Genomic DNA, 21,333 nt, shown 5'->3' on the forward strand with positions numbered 1-21,333 from the left:
TCGTTATTTCTGAAACACCACACTAGCCACACAGGAACCTTTCATGACCTGGCAACCCCATATCACCGTCGCCACCATCGTCGAAGACCAGGGCCGCTTCCTGCTGGTCGAAGAATTCAAGGCCGGCAAGCACGTGTTCAACCAGCCCGCCGGCCACCTCGAAGCCAACGAAACCTTGCTCGAAGCCGCCCTGCGCGAAACCCTCGAAGAGACCGCGTGGGACGTCGAACTGACCGGACTGGTCGGCATCTACCTCTATACCGCTCCCAGCAACGGCGTGACCTACCAGCGAATCTGCTTCGCCGCCCGCCCTGTCAAGCACCATGCCGATCGCGCCCTGGACAGCGATATCGTCCGCGCGGTGTGGATGACCCCGGAAGAACTGGCCGCCGACCCCGAGCGCTGGCGCAGCGAGCTGGTCCCGCGCTGCATCGAGGATTACCTGGCCGGGCCGCTGCACAGCCTGGCACTGATCCGCAACTGAGCAGGTTTTCGCCTTGAAGGACGCAGCCTGATAGAATCGTCGTCTTTTTCCAGATACGCACCCATACCTATGTCCGAACCAGCTCTCCAAAAGGCACGCGTCATCGTCGGCATGTCCGGCGGCGTGGACTCTTCCGTTTCCGCCCTCCTGCTGATGGAGCAGGGCTACCAGGTGGAAGGCCTGTTCATGAAGAACTGGGAAGAGGACGATGGCACCGAGTACTGCACCGCCCGCGAAGACCTGGCCGACGCCCAGGCCGTGTGCGACCGCATCGGCATCAAGCTGCACACCGCCAACTTCGCTGCAGAGTACTGGGACAACGTCTTCGAGCACTTCCTTGAGGAATACAAGGCCGGCCGCACGCCGAACCCGGACATCCTCTGCAACCGCGAAATCAAGTTCAAAGCCTTCCTGGACTACGCCCTGGCCCTCGGCGCCGACCTGATCGCCACCGGCCACTACGTGCGCCGCCGCGACATCGACGGACGCACCGAACTGCTCAAGGGCCTGGACCCGAACAAGGACCAGAGCTACTTCCTCCACGCCGTCGGCGGCGAGCAGATCGCCCGTACCCTGTTCCCGGTCGGCGAACTGGAAAAACCCGAAGTCCGTGCGATTGCCGAAAAACACGGCCTGGCCACGGCCAAAAAGAAAGATTCCACCGGTATCTGCTTCATCGGCGAACGTCGCTTCAGCGATTTTCTCAAGCAGTACCTGCCGGCCCAGCCCGGCGAGATCCAGACCACCGACGGAGAAGTCATCGGCCAGCACCACGGACTGATGTACCACACCATCGGCCAGCGCCAGGGTCTTGGCATCGGCGGCCTGAAAGACGCCGGCGACGAGCCTTGGTACGTGCTGGAAAAAGATCTCGGCCGCAACGTGCTGGTGGTCGGCCAGGGCAATGAACACCCATGGCTGTTCTCCCGCGCCCTGCTCGCTTCGGAAATCTTCTGGGTCAATCCGATCGATCTGTCCGCGCCACGCCGCCTGACCGCCAAGGTCCGTTACCGCCAGAGCGATCAGGACTGCACCCTGGAACGCACCGAAAACGGCTACCGCGCCGTGTTTGAAGAACCTCAGCGCGCCGTGACGCCCGGCCAGTCCGTGGTGTTCTACGATGGCGAAATCTGCCTCGGCGGCGGCGTGATCGAAACCGCCGAGCCCTGGAGCGCCCGCGGATGAGCCCGACCCAGGAGCAACTGATCGCCCTTGGCGGAGTTTTCCAGGCTGCAGTGCTGGTTGACCGCATCGCCCGCACCGGCTCGGCCAGCGAGGCCAATATCGGCTGCATGCTCGGCAGCCTGCTGGTGCGCGACCCCAAGGACACCCTGGAGGTGTTCGGCGGCGATGACATCAATCTGCGCGATGGCTACCGCGCCCTCGCCAGCGCCCTGGAACGCGATCCCGGCAGCCTGCAGCGCGAACCGCTGCGCTATGCCCTGTCGATGCTCGGCCTGGAGCGACAACTGGCCAAGCGCGGCGACATGCTGGAAACCATCGGCAACCGCCTGCCACAGATCCAGTCCCAGGCCGAGCATTTCGGCCTGGTTCACGAAAACGTCATCGCCTCCAGCGGCGCGCTGTATCAGGATACGTTGAGTACCCTGCGCCAACGCATCCAGGTGCATGGCGACATGCGCCACCTGCAACAACCGAACAACGCGTCGAAAATTCGCGCCCTGCTGCTCGCCGGCATTCGCGCCGCGCGCCTCTGGCGTCAGCTCGGCGGCCATCGCTGGCAGCTGGTTTTCAGCCGGCGCAAGCTGCTCAGCGAGCTGTATCCAATGCTGCGCGGCTAAGACGTAAAAGGTCGGTGCGAAGCCCACGCCGACCCAGCGAAATACACGATCCGGCCGGCAATACCTTTTGTCAGCCACCCGACCCGGGGGCATTTTTCATGTATGATATGCGCCCTTTTCAAAGCCTGACTGTCCGAGAACACCCCATGCAGCTCTCCTCGCTCACTGCGGTTTCCCCTGTAGACGGCCGCTACGCCGGCAAAACCCAGGCCCTGCGCCCCATTTTCAGCGAATACGGCCTGGTCCGTTTCCGCGCCCTGGTCGAAGTTCGCTGGTTGCAGCGTCTGGCCGCCCACCCGCAAATCGCCGAGGTTCCAGCGTTCTCCGCCGAAGCCAACGCCGTACTCAATGGCCTGGCCGATGAGTTCGCCCTTGAGCACGCCGAGCGCGTCAAAGAGATCGAGCGCACCACCAACCACGACGTCAAGGCCATCGAATACCTGCTCAAAGAGCAGGCGGCCAAGCTGCCGGAACTGGCCAAGGTCAGCGAGTTCATCCACTTCGCCTGCACCAGCGAGGACATCAACAACCTGTCCCACGCCCTGATGCTGCGCGAAGGCCGCGATACCGTGCTGCTGCCGCTGATGCGCCAGATCGCCGAATCCCTGCGTGAACTGGCCCACCGCTTCGCCGACGTGCCGATGCTGTCGCGCACCCACGGCCAACCGGCCTCGCCGACCACCCTGGGCAAAGAGCTGGCCAACGTCGTCTACCGCCTTGAGCGGCAGATCGCGCAAGTTGCCGCCGTCCCGCTGATGGGCAAGATCAACGGCGCCGTGGGCAACTACAACGCCCACCTGTCGGCCTACCCGCAGATCGACTGGGAAGCCAACGCTCGCGCCTTCATCGAAGACGAGCTGGGCCTGGTGTTCAACCCTTACACCACCCAGATCGAGCCGCACGACTACATCGCCGAGCTGTTCGACGCCATCGCGCGCTTCAACACCATCCTGATCGACTTCGACCGTGACATCTGGGGCTACATCTCGCTGGGCTACTTCAAACAGAAGACCATCGCAGGTGAAATCGGCTCCTCGACCATGCCGCACAAGGTCAACCCGATCGACTTCGAAAACTCCGAAGGCAACCTGGGCATCGCCAACGCGCTGTTCCAGCACTTGGCCAGCAAACTGCCAATCTCCCGCTGGCAGCGCGACCTGACCGACTCCACCGTACTGCGCAACCTCGGTGTCGGCTTTGCCCACAGCGTGATCGCCTACGAAGCCAGCCTCAAAGGCATCAGCAAGCTGGAGATCAACACCGCACGCATCGCCGAAGACCTGGACGCCTGCTGGGAAGTCCTGGCCGAGCCGATCCAGACCGTGATGCGCCGCTACAACATCGAGAACCCCTACGAGAAGCTCAAAGAGCTGACCCGTGGCAAAGGCATCAGCCCAGAGGCGCTGCTGACCTTCATCGATGGTCTGGACATGCCAGCCGAAGCTCGCGAAGAGCTGAAGAAGCTGACCCCTGCCAACTACATCGGCAACGCTGCGGCGCAAGCCAAACGCATCTGATCCATTTCCCGCGTTTTAACGCCCGGCCGAGCCGGGCGTTTTTATTGCTGAAAGAAATTTACTTTTTTTCAATAGGTTAACCATGAATTCTGATACTCCACTGCAACTGTTGGGCGGTTTGACTGCTCGCGAATTCATGCGCGATTACTGGCAGAAGAAACCGCTGCTGGTGCGCAAGGCGTTCACCGACTTCGAAAGCCCGATCGACGCTGACGAACTGGCCGGCCTCGCACTGGAAGAAGAAGTCGAATCGCGCATTGTCATCGAGCATGGCGAGACCCCATGGGAACTGCGCCGCGGTCCGTTTACCGAAGAAACCTTCGGCACCCTGCCCGAGCGTGACTGGACCCTGCTCGTGCAATCCGTCGACCAGTTCGTCCCGGAAGTCGCCGAATTGCTGGAACACTTCCGCTTCCTGCCGAGCTGGCGCATCGACGATGTGATGATCAGCTTCGCCACGCCTGGCGGCAGCGTCGGCCCACACTTCGACAACTACGACGTGTTCCTGCTGCAAGGGCACGGCAAGCGCAACTGGAAAATCGGACAGATGTGCAACAGCGACAGCCCGCTGCTGGAGCACCCCGACCTGCGCATCCTCGCCGATTTCGAGCAAAGCGACGAATGGAGCCTTGAGCCGGGCGACATGCTCTACCTGCCGCCGCGCCTGGCCCACTACGGCGTCGCCGAAGACAACTGCCTGACGTACTCGGTAGGCTTCCGCGCGCCGAGCGCCGCTGAAGTGCTGACCCACTTCACCGACTTCCTCAGCCAGTTCCTGACCGACGAAGAACGCTACAGCGACGCCGACGCCCAGCCGGTCAGCGACCCGCATCAGATCCAGCACGATGCACTCGGCCGCCTGAAAAGCCTGCTCAACGAGCACATGGGCGACGAGCGCCTGCTGCTGACCTGGTTCGGCCAGTTCATGACCGAGCCACGCTACCCGGAAATGGTCGCCGGCGAAGCACTGAGCGAAGAAGAACTGATCGACAGCCTGGAACAAGGCGCGATCATTATCCGCAACCCAAGCGCGCGTATGGCCTGGTCGGAAGTCGATGACAACCTGCTGCTGTTCGCCAGCGGCCAGAGCCGCCTGCTGCCGGGCGAATTGCGCGAACTGCTGAAGCTGATCTGCTCGGCCGACGCCCTGCACGCCGAGAACCTGGCGCAATGGATCGGTGACGAACTCAGCGTGGAACTGATCTGCGAGCTGATCAAGCAAGGAAGCCTGGGGTTTGCCAATGAATAAGATCAAGGTGCGGCTCGCCGACTGGAACAGGGACAACGCTGATATCCGCAGGATTCGCGAAGCCGTATTCATTGCCGAGCAGAGCGTTCCGCCAGAGCTGGAATGGGATTCGGATGACAACGATGCCATCCACTTCCTCGCCGTCGAAGACGACTACGCCATCGGCACCGCCCGCCTGTTGCTGGACGGGCAGATCGGTCGCGTGTCGGTGCTCAAGGACTGGCGCGGCCTGAAAGTCGGCGACGCGCTGATGCAAGCCGCCATCGTCGAAGCACAGGACCGCGACCTGAGCCAGCAGATGCTGACCGCCCAGGTACACGCCACGGCGTTCTACGAGCGCCTGGGTTTCCGCGTGGTCAGTGAAGAATTCCTGGAAGCGGGGATTCCTCACGTCGACATGGTTCGCGATTCGAAAGCGCTGTAATTCGCGAGCCAATCGCGACGGCTCTACGCCCCAACAAGCCCGCCCCTGCGACGAATTGCAGGCGCGGGCCTGCCGGCACGCCGAGCTGTCTTGACGGCCCCGCACACAATCCCTGGAAACTTTGCCATCATGTCCACTCCACCCGCGGAGATCATGGACATGCCGCTACGCCCCCTGCTCGCCTCCCTGCTTCTGTCACTCAGCCTGAATGCGCTGGCCGCCACTGAAGTCCTGCCCCTGAACCACCGCACCAGCGCGGAAATGCTGCCTGCCGCGCAAGCCTTTCTCGGCAAGGACGGCACCGTCAGCGGTTTCGAGAACAAACTGATCGTCAAAGCCGAACCCGGCAAAATCGACGAACTTCGCACCCTTCTTCGTGATCTGGACACCGCGCCGAAGCGCCTGCTGATCAGCGTCGACAACAACGACAGCAATTTCCAGGACAACCGCGGCAATGCCCGGATCATCCGCTATGGCACCGCCAACCGCGAAGGTGGACTGCAACAGATCCAGGCCAGCGAAGGCTCTCCCGCACTGATACAGGTCGGCCAAAGCATCCCCATCACCAGCACCCAGACCGACAATTACGGCCGCGTGCAAAGCCAGACCGAGTACCGCAACGTCACGCAAGGCTTCTACGTCACCGCCAGCGTCTCCGGCGACACCGTTCACCTGAACATCAGCACCAACAATGACCGGATGAGCCAGGAGCGGCCGGATGTAGTGAAAGTACAAAGTACCGACACGAAGGTCACCGGCAAGCTGGGTGAATGGATCACTTTGGCGGGTGTAAATGCTCAAAGTCAGGCCGACCGCTCTGCCTCGGCCATCAGCTACTCGACGCAACGGGGTGAAAACATGACTTTGCGGGTAAAAGTCGACGCATTGGACTGAAGCCACGGAAATCAAGGCCTCGACCAACGGCCTTGAAACTGACTGATGAGTCGTATTAGACCAAAGATGTAGTGGAGTGAAAAAACCACTACAAAACATTTGACGACCTCAAATCGCAGAGGCATGATGGCCCCGCTCCCGCTAATCAGGGGCCCTGGCAAGGGCCTTCGGATCGCGCTCTAACCTACCCACCTGAGCCGAGTCCGTGTCTGTACAGCCCACAAGGCGGTTTGACGAGATTGCGACTGGAACGAAGTTGTCCCGAGGGACGGAAGCGCATCAACGGTACATGGCAAAACCTGATCGACGTAGCACGGCAACCACGAGCCAACCTGCCCGACAGTCCGCCAGCACCTGCTCACTTCCCCTTTTCGAGCACCATCGTTCAACGTCGTAACTTCGCCAGACTAGACTGAGTCGCCAGCGTCCTCTGACCAGCGAGCATTCGGTGCTGCCCCTGTATCAACAGCGCAGCCGACAGAGCGAACATTTTTCACAAGACCTATGCGACGAGGCTTATTTCCATGGCACTGACACGCGAACAGCAAATTGCAGCCCTCGAAAAAGACTGGGCCGAGAACCCGCGCTGGAAAGGCGTGACCCGTACCTACACCGCTGCCGATGTCGTCCGTCTGCGTGGTTCCGTTCAGCCAGAGCACACCCTGGCCCGCATGGGTGCGGAAAAACTGTGGAACCTGGTCACCAAGGGCGCTCACCCGTCCTTCCGCCCTGAAAAAGATTTCGTCAACTGCATGGGCGCCCTGACCGGCGGCCAGGCTGTTCAACAGGTCAAGGCCGGCATCCAGGCTATCTACCTGTCCGGCTGGCAAGTGGCTGCCGATAACAACTCGGCCGAGTCCATGTACCCAGACCAGTCGCTGTACCCGGTGGATTCGGTTCCAACCGTGGTCAAGCGCATCAACAACTCGTTCCGTCGCGCCGACCAGATCCAGTGGAAAGCCGGCAAGAACCCAGGCGATGACGGCTACATCGATTACTTCGCACCAATCGTGGCTGACGCTGAAGCCGGTTTCGGCGGCGTACTGAACGCCTACGAGCTGATGAAGAACATGATCGAAGCAGGCGCTGCCGGCGTTCACTTCGAAGACCAACTGGCTTCCGTGAAGAAATGCGGCCACATGGGCGGCAAGGTTCTGGTTCCGACCCAGGAAGCCGTTCAAAAGCTGAGCGCTGCCCGTCTGGCGGCCGACGTTGCCGGCGTACCGACCATCATTCTGGCCCGTACCGACGCCAACGCCGCTGACCTGCTGACCAGCGACTGCGACCCGTACGACCAACCGTTCGTGATCGGCGAGCGCACCCAGGAAGGCTTCTACAAAGTACGTGCCGGCCTGGACCAAGCCATCGCTCGCGGCCTCGCCTATGCGCCTTACGCCGACCTGATCTGGTGCGAAACCGCCAAGCCAGACCTGGACGAAGCTCGTCGCTTCGCCGAAGCGATCAAGAAGGAATACCCGGACCAGATCCTGTCCTACAACTGCTCGCCTTCCTTCAACTGGAAGAAGAACCTGGACGACGCAACCATCGCCAAGTTCCAGCGTGAACTGTCGGCAATGGGCTACAAGCACCAGTTCATCACCCTGGCCGGCATCCACAACATGTGGCACGGCATGTTCAACCTGGCGCACGACTACGCCCGCAACGACATGACCGCCTACGTGAAGCTGCAAGAGCAGGAATTCGCTGACGCATCGAAAGGCTACACCTTCGTTGCGCACCAGCAGGAAGTGGGCACCGGCTACTTCGACGACATGACCACCGTGATCCAGGGTGGCAAGTCTTCGGTTACCGCGCTGACCGGTTCCACCGAAGAAGAGCAGTTCCACTGATCTGATCGGTTGTTGATATTCGGGTAACACGCAAGGCCCGGAACCTGTGATGGGGTTCCGGGCCTTGTTCTTTGCGCCCCCGGATGCCCGGCGATCCTTCGACTATGCTTGGGTGCACGCCAACAACAAGGACCGGCCATGCCCCGCTCCGCGACCCTTTGCGCCCTCGCGCTGTTCAGCGGCGCCTTCTATTTATATGCAGTGTCCAGCGCCGACCTCTGGCTCGCCCTGGCGGCCAAGCCGATTCCGGTACTGATACTGCTGCTCTGGTTGACCACCGCGCCAGCCACACCCTATCGCCAGCGAATCATGCTCGGCCTGGGCTTCTCGATCATCGGTGACATAGCCCTGGCGTGGCCGGGCGACCTGTTCGTTGCAGGCCTGGCAGCGTTTCTCTGCGCGCACCTGGCCTACCTCTGGGCCTATCTCGATAGAACCCGCGCACCTGCTTTCGGCGCCTTGCTGCTGGCTGCTCTCTGCGGCGCAGGTTTGTTCGGCCTGCTGGCCTACCACGGCCTGGGCGAGTTGCTCATCCCGGTAGCGCTCTACGCTCTGACCATCAGTGCCATGCTTTGGCGATCGCTGGCCTGTGGCGGCGTCGCGGCGTTCGGCGCAGCGAGTTTCGTGCTGTCGGACAGCCTGATAGGCATCGATCGCTTCGTCAGCGCCTTCGCGGCCGCGCCGTACCTGATCATCCTGCTCTACTGGCTTGGCCAGTGGGCGATCGCCTTGTCGGCGCAACACGCGCAATCAGGACAATCCGGCGAAGCCTTGACCCAAGCCCCGACCCCGGTGGGAAAAAGCGTCTAGAACAAGGAATACCAATAACTTGCAGGCAAATAATCGATGAACTTTGTAGTTGACTTGAACAGTAGGAATAACAGCAGACCGCCAAATGATATTAATTATCATTTCGAAACTTGCGATTCATTACGCCGTGAAAGAAACATAATTAACGAAACAAGGGACAATCCCCGTGTTACGGGGCCTGTAGCGAGTCAGGAAAGATTTTTGTTCTTAATGCTACGAATAAATTTGCAGCAGAAATTTTACTTGCACCAGGTTTACCCATAAAATCAGCGCGATAGATTTCGCTGCGACATATCGTCACTGCTCTACTTCTTTTCAAGCTCAGAGACTACGTGCTCTGTTAAGGATTTTCAGCATGCCCGATTCGACTGGACTCATCGCCCACAACTGGGGCTTTGCCATTTTCCTTTTGGGTGTCGTCGGCCTCTGCGCCTTCATGCTCGGTCTGTCCAGCCTGCTCGGTAGCAAGGCGTGGGGCCGTAGCAAGAACGAACCCTTCGAGTCCGGCATGCTGCCCACTGGCGGTGCCCGCCTGCGCCTTTCGGCAAAATTCTATCTGGTCGCGATGCTGTTCGTGATCTTCGATATCGAAGCCCTCTTTCTCTTTGCATGGTCTGTGTCGATTCGCGAAAGCGGCTGGACCGGATTCGTCGAAGCTCTCGTTTTCATAGCAATTCTGTTGGCAGGTCTTGTCTACCTTTGGCGGGTCGGGGCGCTCGATTGGGCTCCCGTGGGTCGTCGCAAGCGGCAAGCGAAGCTGAAACAATGAGGCTTTGGCAATGCAATACAATCTCACCAGAATCGATCCGGATGCGCCCAACGAGCAGTATCCAATCGGAGACCGGGAAACCGTCTCCGATTCGCTGCTAGAGGACCAGGTCCACAAGAACATCTTCATGGGCAAGCTCGAAGATGTGCTCAGTGGTGCGGTCAACTGGGGTCGCAAGAACTCCCTGTGGCCCTACAACTTCGGCCTGTCCTGCTGCTACGTGGAGATGACCACGGCGTTCACCGCGCCGCACGACATCGCCCGTTTCGGCGCTGAAGTTATCCGGGCATCACCGCGCCAGGCAGACTTCATGGTCATCGCTGGCACCTGCTTCATCAAGATGGCACCCATCATCCAGCGTCTGTACGAGCAGATGCTCGAGCCGAAATGGGTCATTTCCATGGGTTCGTGTGCCAACTCCGGTGGCATGTACGACATTTACTCGGTCGTTCAGGGGGTCGACAAGTTCCTCCCCGTGGATGTCTACGTGCCTGGCTGCCCGCCTCGCCCTGAAGCATTCCTGCAAGGTTTGATGCTGTTGCAGGAATCGATTGGCAAGGAGCGTCGCCCTCTTTCCTGGGTCGTTGGCGACCAAGGCGTGTATCGCGCCGAAATGCCAGCGCAGAAAGAGCTGCGTCGTGAACAGCGCATGCAGGTCACCAACCTGCGCAGCCCCGACGAAGTCTGATCCAGCGAACCGCTGCCTGCTCACACGACCAGGCGGCCTGGCTTCATTCTCTACGTTGACCGAAAGCGACCGAGACCATGACCGCGGACACCGCTATTTATATTCCGCCTTACAAGGCTGACGACCAGGATGTGGTCGTCGAACTGAACAATCGTTTTGGCCCCGAGGCGTTCACCGCCCAGGAGACCCGTACCGGCATGCCGGTGCTGTGGGTTGCCCGCGCCAAACTGATCGAAGTACTTACCTTCCTGCGCAACGTGCCCAAGCCGTACAGCATGCTGTACGACCTGCACGGCGTGGACGAGCGCCTGCGCACCCAGCGTCGCGGCCTGCCTGGCGCCGACTTCAGCGTTTTCTACCACCTGCTCTCGGTAGAACGAAACAGCGACGTGATGATCAAGGTCGCGCTGAACGAAAATGACCTGAACGTACCGACCGTTACCGGTATCTGGCCGAACGCCAACTGGTACGAGCGTGAAGTCTGGGACATGTTCGGCATCGACTTCGCCGGCCACCCGCACCTGACCCGCATCATGATGCCGCCGACCTGGGAAGGTCACCCGCTGCGCAAGGACTTCCCGGCGCGCGCTACCGAGTTCGACCCGTTCACCCTGAACCTCGCCAAGCAACAGCTCGAGGAAGAAGCCGCGCGCTTCAACCCGGAAGCCTGGGGCATGAAGCGTCAGGGCGCGAACGAGGACTACATGTTCCTCAACCTCGGCCCCAACCACCCGTCCGCCCACGGTGCGTTCCGTATCGTCCTGCAACTGGACGGTGAAGAGATCGTCGACTGCGTCCCGGACATCGGCTACCACCACCGTGGTGCCGAGAAGATGGCCGAGCGCCAGTCCTGGCACAGCTTCATTCCCTACACCGACCGTATCGACTACCTCGGCGGGGTGATGAACAACCTGCCGTACGTACTGGCCGTCGAGAAGCTGGCGGGCATCCAGGTGCCGCAAAAGGTCGACACCATCCGCATCATGCTGGCCGAGTTCTTCCGGATCACCAGCCACCTGCTGTTCCTGGGTACCTATATCCAGGACGTCGGTGCCATGACCCCGGTGTTCTTCACCTTCACTGACCGCCAGCGCGCCTACACCGTGATCGAAGCCATCACCGGCTTCCGTCTGCACCCGGCCTGGTACCGCATCGGTGGCGTCGCCCATGACCTGCCGCGCGGCTGGGACAAACTGGTGAAAGACTTCGTCGAATGGCTGCCAAAGCGCCTCGACGAGTACACCAAGGCTGCCCTGCAGAACAGCATCCTCAAAGGCCGTACCATCGGTGTTGCCCAGTACAACACCAAGGAAGCGCTGGAATGGGGCGTCACCGGCGCCGGCCTGCGTTCCACCGGCCTGGACTTCGACCTGCGCAAGGCCCGCCCTTACTCCGGCTACGAGAACTTCGAGTTCGAAGTACCGCTGGCCCACAACGGCGATGCCTACGATCGCTGCATGGTCCGTGTCGAAGAGATGCGCCAGAGTATCCGCATCATCGACCAGTGCATGCGCAACATGCCGGAAGGCCCGTACAAGGCGGATCACCCGCTGACCACGCCGCCGCCGAAAGAGCGCACCCTGCAGCATATCGAAACCCTGATCACCCACTTCCTGCAGGTTTCGTGGGGCCCGGTCATGCCGGCCAACGAGTCCTTCCAGATGATCGAGGCGACCAAGGGCATCAACAGTTATTACCTGACGAGCGATGGCGGCACCATGAGCTACCGCACCCGGATTCGTACCCCGAGCTATCCGCACCTGCAGCAGATCCCGTCGGTGATCCGCGGCAGCATGGTCGCGGACCTGATCGCGTACCTGGGCAGTATCGACTTCGTTATGGCTGACGTGGACCGCTAAGCATGAACAGCACGCTTATCCAGACTGACCGTTTCGCCCTGAGCGAAACCGAGCGCTCGGCCATCGAGCACGAAATGCATCACTACGAGGACCCGCGCGCGGCGTCCATCGAAGCCCTGAAGATCGTCCAGAAACAACGTGGCTGGGTGCCAGACGGCGCCATTTATGCCATCGGCGAAATCCTCGGCATCCCGGCCAGCGACGTCGAAGGCGTGGCCACCTTCTACAGCCAGATCTTCCGCCAGCCGGTCGGACGCCACATCATCCGCGTCTGCGACAGCATGGTCTGCTACATCGGTGGCCACGAGTCCGTGGTCGGCCAGATTCAGAGCGAACTGGGCATCGGCCTCGGCCAGACTACCCCGGACGGTCGTTTCACCCTGCTGCCGGTGTGCTGCCTGGGCAACTGCGACAAGGCCCCGGCCCTGATGATCGATGACGACACCTTCGGCGACGTTCAGCCGGCCGGTGTAGCCAAACTGCTGGAGGGTTACGCATGACCATCACTTCCTTCGGCCCGGCCAACCGCATCGCGCGCAGCGCCGAGACCCACCCGCTGACCTGGCGCCTGCGTGACGATGGCGAGCCGGTCTGGCTCGACGAGTACCAGGCCAAGAACGGCTATGCCGCTGCCCGCAAGGCACTGGCGCAGATGTCCCAGGACGATATCGTCCAGACCGTGAAAGATGCCGGCCTGAAAGGCCGTGGCGGTGCGGGCTTCCCCACCGGCGTCAAATGGGGCCTGATGCCCAAAGACGAATCCATGAACATCCGCTACCTGCTGTGCAACGCGGATGAAATGGAGCCGAACACCTGGAAGGACCGCATGCTGATGGAGCAACAGCCCCATCTGCTGGTCGAGGGCATGCTGATCAGCGCCCGCGCCCTCAAGGCCTACCGTGGCTACATCTTCCTGCGCGGCGAATACACCACCGCCGCACGCAACCTGAACCGCGCCATCGATGAAGCCAAGGCCGCCGGCCTGCTGGGCAAGAACATCCTCGGCAGCGGCTTCGATTTCGAGCTGTTCGTCCACACCGGCGCCGGTCGCTACATCTGTGGCGAAGAGACCGCACTGATCAACTCGCTGGAAGGCCGTCGCGCCAACCCGCGCTCCAAGCCGCCCTTCCCTGCCGCCGTTGGCGTCTGGGGCAAGCCGACTTGCGTGAACAACGTCGAAACCCTGTGCAACGTGCCGGCCATCGTTGGCAACGGCGTTGACTGGTACAAGTCGCTGGCACGCGAAGGCAGCGAAGACCACGGCACCAAGCTGATGGGCTTCTCCGGCAAAGTGAAGAACCCGGGCCTGTGGGAACTGCCATTCGGCGTCACCGCCCGCGAGCTGTTCGAAGACTACGCCGGCGGCATGCGTGATGGCTTCAAGCTCAAGTGCTGGCAGCCAGGTGGCGCCGGTACCGGCTTCCTGCTCCCCGAGCACCTGGACGCACAGATGTATGCCGGCGGCATCGCCAAGGTGGGCACCCGGATGGGTACTGGCCTGGCCATGGCGGTGGATGACAGCGTCAACATGGTCTCGCTGCTGCGCAACATGGAAGAGTTCTTCGCCCGCGAATCCTGCGGCTGGTGCACTCCGTGCCGCGACGGTCTGCCATGGAGCGTGAAGATGCTGCGCGCCCTCGAGAAGGGCCAGGGCCAGCAGAGCGACATCGAGACCCTGCTGGGCCTGGTCAACTTCCTCGGCCCTGGCCGCACCTTCTGCGCCCACGCACCGGGCGCCGTCGAGCCGCTGGGCAGTGCCATCAAATACTTCCGCCACGAGTTCGAGGCCGGTGTCGCCGCCCCTGGCAGCGCCGCCCTGAGCCCGAACCTGGCCAAGCCAATCCCGGCCCCGATCGTGGTTGGCGCATAACAAGATGAAACGCGGATGGTCCGTGCCATCCGCCAGCCGCGCAGGCTCGCCCGACCCTTGTCGCGCGAGCCGCGGGCACACCGATTTCCATTAGCCACGCCCGCACACGCGGGCCAACGAAGAACTTTGAACCATGGCCACTATCCACGTAGACGGCAAAGCGCTCGAAGTCAACGGTGCGGACAACCTGTTACAGGCTTGTCTGTCGCTAGGCCTCGACATCCCCTATTTCTGCTGGCACCCGGCGCTCGGCAGCGTCGGCGCCTGCCGGCAATGTGCGGTCAAGCAGTACAACGACGAGAACGACACCCGTGGTCGTATCGTCATGTCCTGCATGACCCCCGCCACCGACGGCACCTGGATTTCCATCGAAGACGATGAGTCCAAGGCGTTTCGCGCGAGCGTCGTCGAATGGCTGATGACCAACCACCCGCACGACTGCCCGGTCTGTGAGGAAGGCGGTCACTGCCACCTGCAAGACATGACGGTAATGACCGGCCACAACGAGCGCCGTTACCGCTTCACCAAGCGTACCCACCAGAACCAGGAGCTCGGCCCGTTCATCGCTCACGAGATGAACCGCTGCATCGCCTGCTATCGCTGCGTGCGTTACTACAAGGACTACGCCGGCGGCACCGACCTGGGCGTCTACGGCGCGCACGACAACGTGTACTTCGGCCGTGTCGAAGACGGTGTGCTGGAGAGCGAATTCTCCGGCAACCTGACCGAGGTCTGCCCGACCGGTGTATTCACCGACAAGACCCACTCCGAGCGCTACAACCGCAAATGGGACATGCAGTTCGCCCCGAGCATCTGCCATGGCTGCTCCAGCGGTTGCAACATCAGCCCGGGTGAGCGTTACGGCGAGCTGCGCCGGATCGAAAACCGCTTCAACGGTTCGGTCAACCAGTACTTCCTCTGCGACCGTGGCCGCTTCGGCTATGGCTACGTCAACCGCACCGACCGCCCACGCCAGCCACTGCTGGCCGACGGCTCCAAGCTGAGCGTGGACGCTGCCCTCGACCAGGCCGCCGATCTGCTGCGCGGCCGCACCATCGTCGGTATCGGCTCGCCACGCGCCAGCCTGGAAAGCAACTACGGCCTGCGCGAGCTGGTCGGTGCCGAGTACTTCTATTCGGGTATGGAAGCCGCTGAACTGGAGCGCGTGCGCCTGGTTCTGCAGGTGCTCAACGACAGCCCGCTACCAGTACCGACCCTGCGCGAGATCGAAGATCACGACGCCGTGTTCGTGCTTGGCGAAGACCTGACCCAGACCGCTGCCCGCGTCGCCCTGGCCGTACGCCAGTCCACCAAGGGCAAGGCCGAGGCCATGGCCGAGTCGATGAAAGTCCAGCCGTGGCTCGACGCCGCGGTGAAGAACATCGGCCAGCACGCCCTGTACCCGCTGTTCATCGCCAGCCTGGCCGAAACCAAGCTGGATGACGTTGCCGAAGAATGCGTTCACGCCGCGCCCGCCGACCTGGCGCGCCTCGGCTTCGCCGTGGCCCACGCCATTGATCCAAGCGCCCCGGCCGTCGAAGGCCTGGACGCCGACGCACTGGAACTGGCCAAGCGCATCGCCGATGCCCTGGTCGCCGCCAAGCGTCCGCTGATCGTTTCCGGTGGTTCGCTGGGTTCCAAGGCGCTGATCGAAGCTGCCGCCAACATCGCCAAGGCCCTCAAGCTGCGCGACAAAGCCGGCTCCCTGAGCCTGGTGGTGCCGGAAGCCAACAGCATCGGCATGGCCATGTTCGGTGGTGACTCGGTGGATGCCGCGCTGGACGCCGTGATCTCGGGCAAGGCCGACGCCATCGTCGTGCTGGAAAACGACCTGTACAGCCGCGTCCCGGCGGCCAAGGTCGACGCCGCGTTCGCCGCTGCCAAAGTGATCATCGTTGCCGATCACTCCAAGACCCCGACCACCGACCGCGCCCACCTGGTGCTGCCAGCCGCCTCCTTCGCCGAAGGCGACGGTACTCTGGTCAGCCAGGAAGGCCGTGCCCAGCGCTTCTTCCAGGTCTTCGATCCGACCTACCTGGACAGCAGCATCCTGGTTCACGAAGGCTGGCGCTGGATGCACGCCCTGCGTGCGACCCTGCTGAACAAGCCGGTGGACTGGACCCAACTGGACCACGTCACCAGCGCCTGCGCCAGCGTCACCCCGCAACTCGCCGGTATCGTCAACGCCGCGCCGTCTGCGTCGTTCCGCATCAAGGGCATGAAGCTGGCCCGCGAACCGCTGCGCTACTCCGGCCGTACCGCCATGCGCGCCAACATCAGCGTGCACGAACCACGTACCCCGCAGGACAAGGACACCGCCTTCGCCTTCTCCATGGAAGGTTACTCGGGCTCCGCCGAACCGCGCTCGCAAGTGCCGTTCGCCTGGTCGCCGGGCTGGAACTCGCCGCAAGCCTGGAACAAGTTCCAGGACGAAGTCGGTGGCCACCTGCGTGCCGGTGACCCGGGCACTCGCCTGATCGAGTCCCAGGGTGATCGCCTGAACTGGTTCGCCAGCGTTCCGGGCGCCTTCGCCCCTGCCCGTGGCACCTGGCAGGTCGTGCCGTTCTACCACCTGTTCGGCAGCGAGGAGAGTTCGTCCCGCGCGGCCCCGGTGCAAGAGCGCATCCCGCAAGCGTACGTCGCACTGGCCAAGGCCGAAGCCGACCGCCTGGGTGTCAACGAAGGCGCCCTGCTCAGCCTGAACGTCGCGGGTCAGACCCTGCGTCTGCCGCTGCGCATCAATGAAGAACTGGGCGTTGGCCTGGTTGCGCTGCCGAAAGGCCTGGCCGGTATCCCGCCAGCCATCTTCGGTGCATCCGTCGAAGGCCTGCAGGAGGCAGCACAATGAGCTGGTTCACCCCCGAAGTGATCGATGTGATCATTACCGTCCTCAAGGCCGTCGTGGTCCTGCTGGCGGTGGTGGTCTGCGGTGCGCTGCTCAGCTTCGTCGAGCGACGCCTGCTGGGCTGGTGGCAGGACCGCTACGGTCCGAACCGCGTCGGCCCGTTCGGCATGTTCCAGATCGCTGCCGACATGCTGAAGATGTTCTTCAAGGAAGACTGGAACCCGCCCTTCGTCGACCGGATGATCTTCACCCTGGCGCCGGTCGTGGCCATGAGCGCGCTGCTGATTGCCTTCGCGATCATCCCGATCACCCCGACCTGGGGTGTCGCGGACCTGAACATCGGCCTGCTGTTCTTCTTCGCCATGGCCGGTCTGTCGGTGTACGCCGTACTGTTCGCCGGCTGGTCGTCGAACAACAAGTACGCCTTGCTCGGCAGCCTGCGTGCCTCGGCCCAGACCGTGTCCTATGAAGTGTTCATGGGCCTGGCGCTGATGGGCATCGTGGCCCAGGTCGGCTCGTTCAACATGCGCGACATCGTCGACTATCAGGCGCAGAACCTGTGGTTCATCATTCCGCAGTTCTTCGGCTTCTGTACCTTCTTCATCGCTGGCGTCGCCGTGACTCACCGTCACCCGTTCGACCAGCCGGAAGCGGAACAGGAACTGGCCGACGGTTACCACATTGAATATGCCGGCATGAAATGGGGCATGTTCTTCGTGGGTGAGTACATCGGCATCATCCTGATCTCGGCGCTGCTGGTAACCCTGTTCTTCGGTGGCTGGCACGGTCCGTTCGGCATCCTGCCGCAGATCCCGTTCATCTGGTTCGCCCTGAAAACCGGCTTCTTCATCATGCTGTTCATCCTGCTGCGCGCCTCGATCCCGCGCCCACGCTATGACCAGGTGATGGACTTCAGCTGGAAGTTCTGCCTGCCGCTGACCTTGATCAATTTGCTGGTGACCGCTGCGCTCGTGTTGCTCAACACGCCAGCTGTTGCGGCCCAGTGAGGATTTGACCCATGTTCAAATATATTGGCGACATCGTTAAGGGCACCGGCACCCAGCTGCGCAGCCTGGTAATGGTGTTCTCCCACGGGTTCCGCAAACGCGACACCCTGCAATACCCGGAAGAAGCGGTCTACCTGCCGCCACGCTACCGTGGCCGTATCGTGCTGACCCGCGACCCCGATGGCGAAGAGCGCTGCGTAGCGTGCAACCTGTGTGCCGTGGCCTGCCCGGTCGGTTGCATCTCGCTGCAGAAAGCCGAAACGGAAGACGGACGCTGGTATCCGGAGTTCTTCCGCATCAACTTCTCGCGCTGCATTTTCTGCGGCCTCTGCGAGGAAGCCTGCCCGACCACCGCGATCCAGCTCACGCCGGATTTCGAAATGGCCGAGTTCAAACGTCAGGACCTGGTGTACGAGAAGGAAGATCTGCTGATCGCCGGACCAGGCAAGAACCCTGATTACAACTTCTACCGTGTTGCAGGTATGGCGGTTGCCGGCAAGCCGAAAGGCTCCGCGCAGAACGAAGCCGAGCCGATCAACGTGAAGAGCTTGCTCCCTTAAGGAAGAAAGATGGAATTCGCTTTCTATTTCGCATCCGGTGTCGCTGTGGTGTCCACCCTTCGGGTGATCACCAACACCAACCCCGTGCACGCCCTGCTCTACCTGATCATTTCGCTGATCTCCGTGGCGATGACCTTCTTCGCCCTCGGCGCTCCGTTCGCCGGCGCGCTGGAAGTGATCGCCTACGCTGGCGCCATCATGGTGCTGTTCGTCTTCGTGGTGATGATGCTCAACCTGGGGCCGGCTTCGGTCGCCCAGGAGCGCGGCTGGCTCAAGCCCGGCATCTGGACCGGTCCCGTGGTGCTCGGCACGCTGCTGTTGCTCGAACTGCTGTATGTGCTGTTCAGCCACCAGAGCGGTGCTGCCATTGGTCATACCACCGTCGACGCCAAGGCGGTCGGCATCAGCCTGTTTGGTCCTTACCTGCTGGTAGTGGAACTGGCCTCCATGCTGCTGCTCGCCGCGGCGGTAACGGCTTTCCATCTCGGCCGCAACGAGGCGAAGGAGTAATCACATGCCTGCTATCCCACTCGAACACGGCCTGGCCGTCGCCGGCATTCTGTTCTGCCTCGGTCTGGTCGGCCTGATGGTCCGCCGCAACATTCTCTTCGTGCTGATGAGTCTGGAAATCATGATGAACGCCTCGGCACTGGCCTTCATCGTCGCTGGCGCCCGCTGGGCGCAGCCGGATGGACAGATCATGTTCATCCTGGTGATCAGCCTGGCAGCCGCCGAGGCCAGTATCGGCCTGGCGATCCTGCTGCAGCTGTATCGCCGCTTCCACACTCTCGATATCGATGCAGCCAGTGAGATGCGCGGATGAATCTTCTCTTTCTGACTTTCGTATTCCCCCTGATCGGCTTCCTGCTGCTGTCGTTCTCCCGCGGTCGTTTCTCGGAGAACCTGTCGGCGCTGATCGGTGTCGGTTCGGTCGGTCTGTCGGCGATCGTCGCAGCCTGGGTGATCTGGCAATTCAACGTCGCGCCACCGGAAGGCGGCGTGTACAGCCAACTGTTGTGGCAGTGGATGTCGGTTGACGGCTTCGCACCTACCTTCACCCTGCACCTGGATGGCCTGTCGGTCACCATGCTGGGCGTGGTGGTCGGCGTCGGCTTCCTGATCCACCTGTTCGCGTCCTGGTACATGCGCGGTGAAGCCGGTTACTCGCGCTTCTTCTCCTACACCAACCTGTTCATTGCCAGCATGTTGTTCCTGATCCTGGGCGACAACCTGCTGTTCATCTACTTCGGTTGGGAAGGTGTGGGCCTGTGCTCGTACCTGTTGATCGGTTTCTACTACAGCAACCGCAACAACGGTAACGCAGCGCTCAAGGCATTCATCGTCACCCGTATCGGCGACGTGTTCATGGCCATCGGCCTGTTCATCCTGTTCCAGCAACTCGGCACCCTGAACGTGCAGGAACTGCTGGTGCTCGCTCCGCAGAAGTTCCAGGCGGGCGACACCTGGATGGTCCTGGCGACCCTGATGCTGCTCGGTGGTGCCGTCGGTAAATCCGCGCAACTGCCGCTGCAGACCTGGCTGGCGGACGCGATGGCCGGTCCTACCCCGGTTTCGGCACTGATCCACGCCGCGACCATGGTGACCGCAGGCGTCTACCTGATCGCCCGTACCCACGGCCTGTTCGCCCTGGCGCCGGATGTCCTGCACCTGGTCGGCGTGGTCGGCGGTGTGACCCTGGTCCTGGCCGGCTTCGCCGCGCTGGTCCAGACCGACATCAAACGTATCCTCGCCTACTCCACCATGAGCCAGATCGGCTACATGTTCCTGGCCCTGGGCGTCGGTGCCTGGGACGCGGCGATCTTCCACCTGATGACCCACGCCTTCTTCAAGGCCCTGCTGTTCCTCGCGTCCGGTGCGGTGATCGTTGCCTGCCACCACGAGCAGAACATCTTCAAGATGGGCGGCCTGTGGAAGAAACTGCCTCTGGCCTACACCAGCTTCGTGGTCGGTGGCGCTGCGCTGGCCGCCTTGCCGCTGATCACCGTTGGTTTCTACTCCAAGGACGAGATCCTCTGGGAAGCCTTCGCCAGCGGTAACACCGGCCTGCTGTACGCCGGCCTGGTGGGTGCGTTCATGACCTCGCTGTACACCTTCCGCCTGATCTTCATCGCCTTCCACGGCGAAGCCAAGACCGAAGCCCATGCCGGCCACGGCATTTCGCACTGGCTGCCGTTGAGCGTACTGATCGTCCTGTCGACCTTCGTCGGTGCCTGGATCCATCCACCGCTGGCCGGCGTTCTGCCGGAAAGCGCTGGCCATGCCGGCGGCGAAGCCAAGCACAGCCTGGAAATTGCCTCGGGCGCCATCGCCATCGCCGGTATCCTGCTGGCTGCGGTGCTGTTCCTGGGCAAGCGTCGCCTGGTCACAGCCATCGCCAACAGCGGCATCGGCCGCGTCCTCTCGGCCTGGTGGTTCGCCGCCTGGGGCTTCGACTGGATCTACGACAAGCTGTTCGTCAAACCTTACCTGTTGATCAGCCACATCCTGCGCAAGGATCCGGTTGACCGCGGCATTGGCCTGATTCCGCGTTTGACTCGGGGCGGTCACGCCGCCATGAGCAAAACCGAAACCGGTCAGCTGCGCTGGTACACCGCTTCGATCGCCGTGGGTGCCGTCCTTGTACTCGGCGCCGTTTTGATGGCTGCGGTCTGATATGAACCTTGCGACTTTGCGAAAGGAATTGA

Annotated in this window: 20 protein-coding genes; all 20 read left to right on the top strand. The window is 62.0% G+C overall.

What is annotated here, in order from left to right:
- Positions 1-43: 43 nt before the first annotated feature.
- Entirely contained in the window at positions 44-484 is a 441-nt protein-coding gene (locus DM374_RS30210; RefSeq protein WP_110973214.1) for an NUDIX hydrolase, read from the top strand.
- 69 nt (positions 485-553) lie between these two features.
- On the top strand, positions 554-1,669 hold the full coding sequence (mnmA, locus tag DM374_RS30215; RefSeq protein WP_110973215.1) for a tRNA 2-thiouridine(34) synthase MnmA: 1,116 nt from the start codon (positions 554-556) through the stop codon (positions 1,667-1,669).
- Positions 1,666-2,286: a high frequency lysogenization protein HflD gene (gene hflD / locus DM374_RS30220; RefSeq protein ID WP_095157278.1), complete on the top strand. Its 621-nt coding sequence runs from the start codon at positions 1,666-1,668 to the stop codon at positions 2,284-2,286. Before mnmA ends, hflD begins: the two co-directional genes overlap by 4 nt.
- A 146-nt stretch (positions 2,287-2,432) precedes the next feature.
- A complete protein-coding gene (gene purB, locus DM374_RS30225; protein WP_095157276.1) occupies positions 2,433-3,803 on the top strand; it encodes an adenylosuccinate lyase in 1,371 nt (456 codons plus the stop codon).
- 82 nt (positions 3,804-3,885) lie between these two features.
- Positions 3,886-5,052, top strand: coding sequence for a ribosomal protein uL16 3-hydroxylase (locus DM374_RS30230; RefSeq protein ID WP_110973216.1), 1,167 nt, complete (start codon positions 3,886-3,888; stop codon positions 5,050-5,052).
- Positions 5,045-5,476, top strand: a complete 432-nt coding sequence (locus DM374_RS30235; protein ID WP_110973217.1) for a GNAT family N-acetyltransferase — start codon at positions 5,045-5,047, stop codon at positions 5,474-5,476. The genes DM374_RS30230 and DM374_RS30235 overlap by 8 nt, the downstream gene beginning before the upstream one ends.
- Positions 5,477-5,605: 129 nt before the next feature.
- Positions 5,606-6,370 (top strand): secretin N-terminal domain-containing protein, encoded by a 765-nt coding sequence (locus DM374_RS30240; protein WP_110973218.1) that lies wholly within the window; start codon positions 5,606-5,608, stop codon positions 6,368-6,370.
- 524 nt (positions 6,371-6,894) lie between these two features.
- Positions 6,895-8,220 (top strand): isocitrate lyase, encoded by a 1,326-nt coding sequence (gene aceA, locus DM374_RS30245; RefSeq protein ID WP_095157271.1) that lies wholly within the window; start codon positions 6,895-6,897, stop codon positions 8,218-8,220.
- A gap of 138 nt (positions 8,221-8,358) precedes the next feature.
- Positions 8,359-9,030: a lysoplasmalogenase gene (locus DM374_RS30250; RefSeq protein ID WP_110973219.1), complete on the top strand. Its 672-nt coding sequence runs from the start codon at positions 8,359-8,361 to the stop codon at positions 9,028-9,030.
- Positions 9,031-9,385: 355 nt separating this feature from the next.
- Positions 9,386-9,799 carry an NADH-quinone oxidoreductase subunit A gene (locus DM374_RS30255; protein ID WP_095157269.1) on the top strand — a complete coding sequence of 138 codons (414 nt, stop codon included), beginning with the start codon at positions 9,386-9,388 and terminating at the stop codon, positions 9,797-9,799.
- Between the two features lie 10 nt (positions 9,800-9,809).
- The gene (locus DM374_RS30260) at positions 9,810-10,487 is read left to right on the top strand and encodes an NADH-quinone oxidoreductase subunit B (protein ID WP_095157267.1); all 678 of its coding nucleotides are present in this window, start codon (positions 9,810-9,812) and stop codon (positions 10,485-10,487) included.
- A gap of 77 nt (positions 10,488-10,564) precedes the next feature.
- Positions 10,565-12,346: an NADH-quinone oxidoreductase subunit C/D gene (gene nuoC, locus DM374_RS30265; RefSeq protein WP_110973220.1), complete on the top strand. Its 1,782-nt coding sequence runs from the start codon at positions 10,565-10,567 to the stop codon at positions 12,344-12,346.
- Positions 12,347-12,348: 2 nt separating this feature from the next.
- A complete protein-coding gene (nuoE, locus tag DM374_RS30270) occupies positions 12,349-12,846 on the top strand; it encodes an NADH-quinone oxidoreductase subunit NuoE (protein ID WP_110973221.1) in 498 nt (165 codons plus the stop codon).
- Positions 12,843-14,216 carry an NADH-quinone oxidoreductase subunit NuoF gene (gene nuoF, locus DM374_RS30275; RefSeq protein ID WP_110973222.1) on the top strand — a complete coding sequence of 458 codons (1,374 nt, stop codon included), beginning with the start codon at positions 12,843-12,845 and terminating at the stop codon, positions 14,214-14,216. The genes nuoE and nuoF overlap by 4 nt, the downstream gene beginning before the upstream one ends.
- 133 nt (positions 14,217-14,349) lie before the next feature.
- Positions 14,350-17,064: an NADH-quinone oxidoreductase subunit NuoG gene (nuoG, locus tag DM374_RS30280; protein WP_110973223.1), complete on the top strand. Its 2,715-nt coding sequence runs from the start codon at positions 14,350-14,352 to the stop codon at positions 17,062-17,064.
- The gene (gene nuoH, locus DM374_RS30285; RefSeq protein ID WP_110973224.1) at positions 17,061-18,068 is read left to right on the top strand and encodes an NADH-quinone oxidoreductase subunit NuoH; all 1,008 of its coding nucleotides are present in this window, start codon (positions 17,061-17,063) and stop codon (positions 18,066-18,068) included. The genes nuoG and nuoH overlap by 4 nt, the downstream gene beginning before the upstream one ends.
- Positions 18,069-18,079: 11 nt before the next feature.
- On the top strand, positions 18,080-18,628 hold the full coding sequence (gene nuoI, locus DM374_RS30290) for an NADH-quinone oxidoreductase subunit NuoI (protein ID WP_095157255.1): 549 nt from the start codon (positions 18,080-18,082) through the stop codon (positions 18,626-18,628).
- Between the two features lie 9 nt (positions 18,629-18,637).
- A complete protein-coding gene (gene nuoJ, locus DM374_RS30295) occupies positions 18,638-19,138 on the top strand; it encodes an NADH-quinone oxidoreductase subunit J (protein ID WP_095157254.1) in 501 nt (166 codons plus the stop codon).
- Between the two features lie 4 nt (positions 19,139-19,142).
- On the top strand, positions 19,143-19,451 hold the full coding sequence (nuoK, locus tag DM374_RS30300; protein ID WP_042125487.1) for an NADH-quinone oxidoreductase subunit NuoK: 309 nt from the start codon (positions 19,143-19,145) through the stop codon (positions 19,449-19,451).
- Entirely contained in the window at positions 19,448-21,301 is a 1,854-nt protein-coding gene (gene nuoL, locus DM374_RS30305) for an NADH-quinone oxidoreductase subunit L (RefSeq protein WP_110973225.1), read from the top strand. Before nuoK ends, nuoL begins: the two co-directional genes overlap by 4 nt.
- The last annotated feature ends 32 nt before the right edge of the window (positions 21,302-21,333 follow it).

The sequence above is a fragment of the Pseudomonas huaxiensis genome, assembly GCF_003231275.1.
In the GTDB taxonomy this organism is placed as follows: domain Bacteria; phylum Pseudomonadota; class Gammaproteobacteria; order Pseudomonadales; family Pseudomonadaceae; genus Aquipseudomonas; species Aquipseudomonas huaxiensis.

Excerpts from the sequence above, each read along its gene's own strand:
- purB (WP_095157276.1), top strand. The coding sequence starts at position 2,433 with ATGCAGCTCTCCTCGCTCACTGCGGTTTCCCCTGTAGACGGCCGCTAC.
- nuoC (WP_110973220.1), top strand. The coding sequence starts at position 10,565 with ATGACCGCGGACACCGCTATTTATATTCCGCCTTACAAGGCTGACGAC.
- nuoL (WP_110973225.1), top strand. The coding sequence starts at position 19,448 with ATGAATCTTCTCTTTCTGACTTTCGTATTCCCCCTGATCGGCTTCCTG.
- DM374_RS30255 (WP_095157269.1), top strand. The coding sequence starts at position 9,386 with ATGCCCGATTCGACTGGACTCATCGCCCACAACTGGGGCTTTGCCATT.
- nuoG (WP_110973223.1), top strand. The coding sequence starts at position 14,350 with ATGGCCACTATCCACGTAGACGGCAAAGCGCTCGAAGTCAACGGTGCG.
- DM374_RS30230 (WP_110973216.1), top strand. The coding sequence starts at position 3,886 with ATGAATTCTGATACTCCACTGCAACTGTTGGGCGGTTTGACTGCTCGC.
- nuoJ (WP_095157254.1), top strand. The coding sequence starts at position 18,638 with ATGGAATTCGCTTTCTATTTCGCATCCGGTGTCGCTGTGGTGTCCACC.
- DM374_RS30235 (WP_110973217.1), top strand. The coding sequence starts at position 5,045 with ATGAATAAGATCAAGGTGCGGCTCGCCGACTGGAACAGGGACAACGCT.
- mnmA (WP_110973215.1), top strand. The coding sequence starts at position 554 with ATGTCCGAACCAGCTCTCCAAAAGGCACGCGTCATCGTCGGCATGTCC.
- DM374_RS30240 (WP_110973218.1), top strand. The coding sequence starts at position 5,606 with ATGTCCACTCCACCCGCGGAGATCATGGACATGCCGCTACGCCCCCTG.
- aceA (WP_095157271.1), top strand. The coding sequence starts at position 6,895 with ATGGCACTGACACGCGAACAGCAAATTGCAGCCCTCGAAAAAGACTGG.
- nuoH (WP_110973224.1), top strand. The coding sequence starts at position 17,061 with ATGAGCTGGTTCACCCCCGAAGTGATCGATGTGATCATTACCGTCCTC.
- nuoK (WP_042125487.1), top strand. The coding sequence starts at position 19,143 with ATGCCTGCTATCCCACTCGAACACGGCCTGGCCGTCGCCGGCATTCTG.
- nuoI (WP_095157255.1), top strand. The coding sequence starts at position 18,080 with ATGTTCAAATATATTGGCGACATCGTTAAGGGCACCGGCACCCAGCTG.
- DM374_RS30210 (WP_110973214.1), top strand. The coding sequence starts at position 44 with ATGACCTGGCAACCCCATATCACCGTCGCCACCATCGTCGAAGACCAG.
- DM374_RS30250 (WP_110973219.1), top strand. The coding sequence starts at position 8,359 with ATGCCCCGCTCCGCGACCCTTTGCGCCCTCGCGCTGTTCAGCGGCGCC.
- hflD (WP_095157278.1), top strand. The coding sequence starts at position 1,666 with ATGAGCCCGACCCAGGAGCAACTGATCGCCCTTGGCGGAGTTTTCCAG.
- DM374_RS30260 (WP_095157267.1), top strand. The coding sequence starts at position 9,810 with ATGCAATACAATCTCACCAGAATCGATCCGGATGCGCCCAACGAGCAG.
- nuoF (WP_110973222.1), top strand. The coding sequence starts at position 12,843 with ATGACCATCACTTCCTTCGGCCCGGCCAACCGCATCGCGCGCAGCGCC.
- nuoE (WP_110973221.1), top strand. The coding sequence starts at position 12,349 with ATGAACAGCACGCTTATCCAGACTGACCGTTTCGCCCTGAGCGAAACC.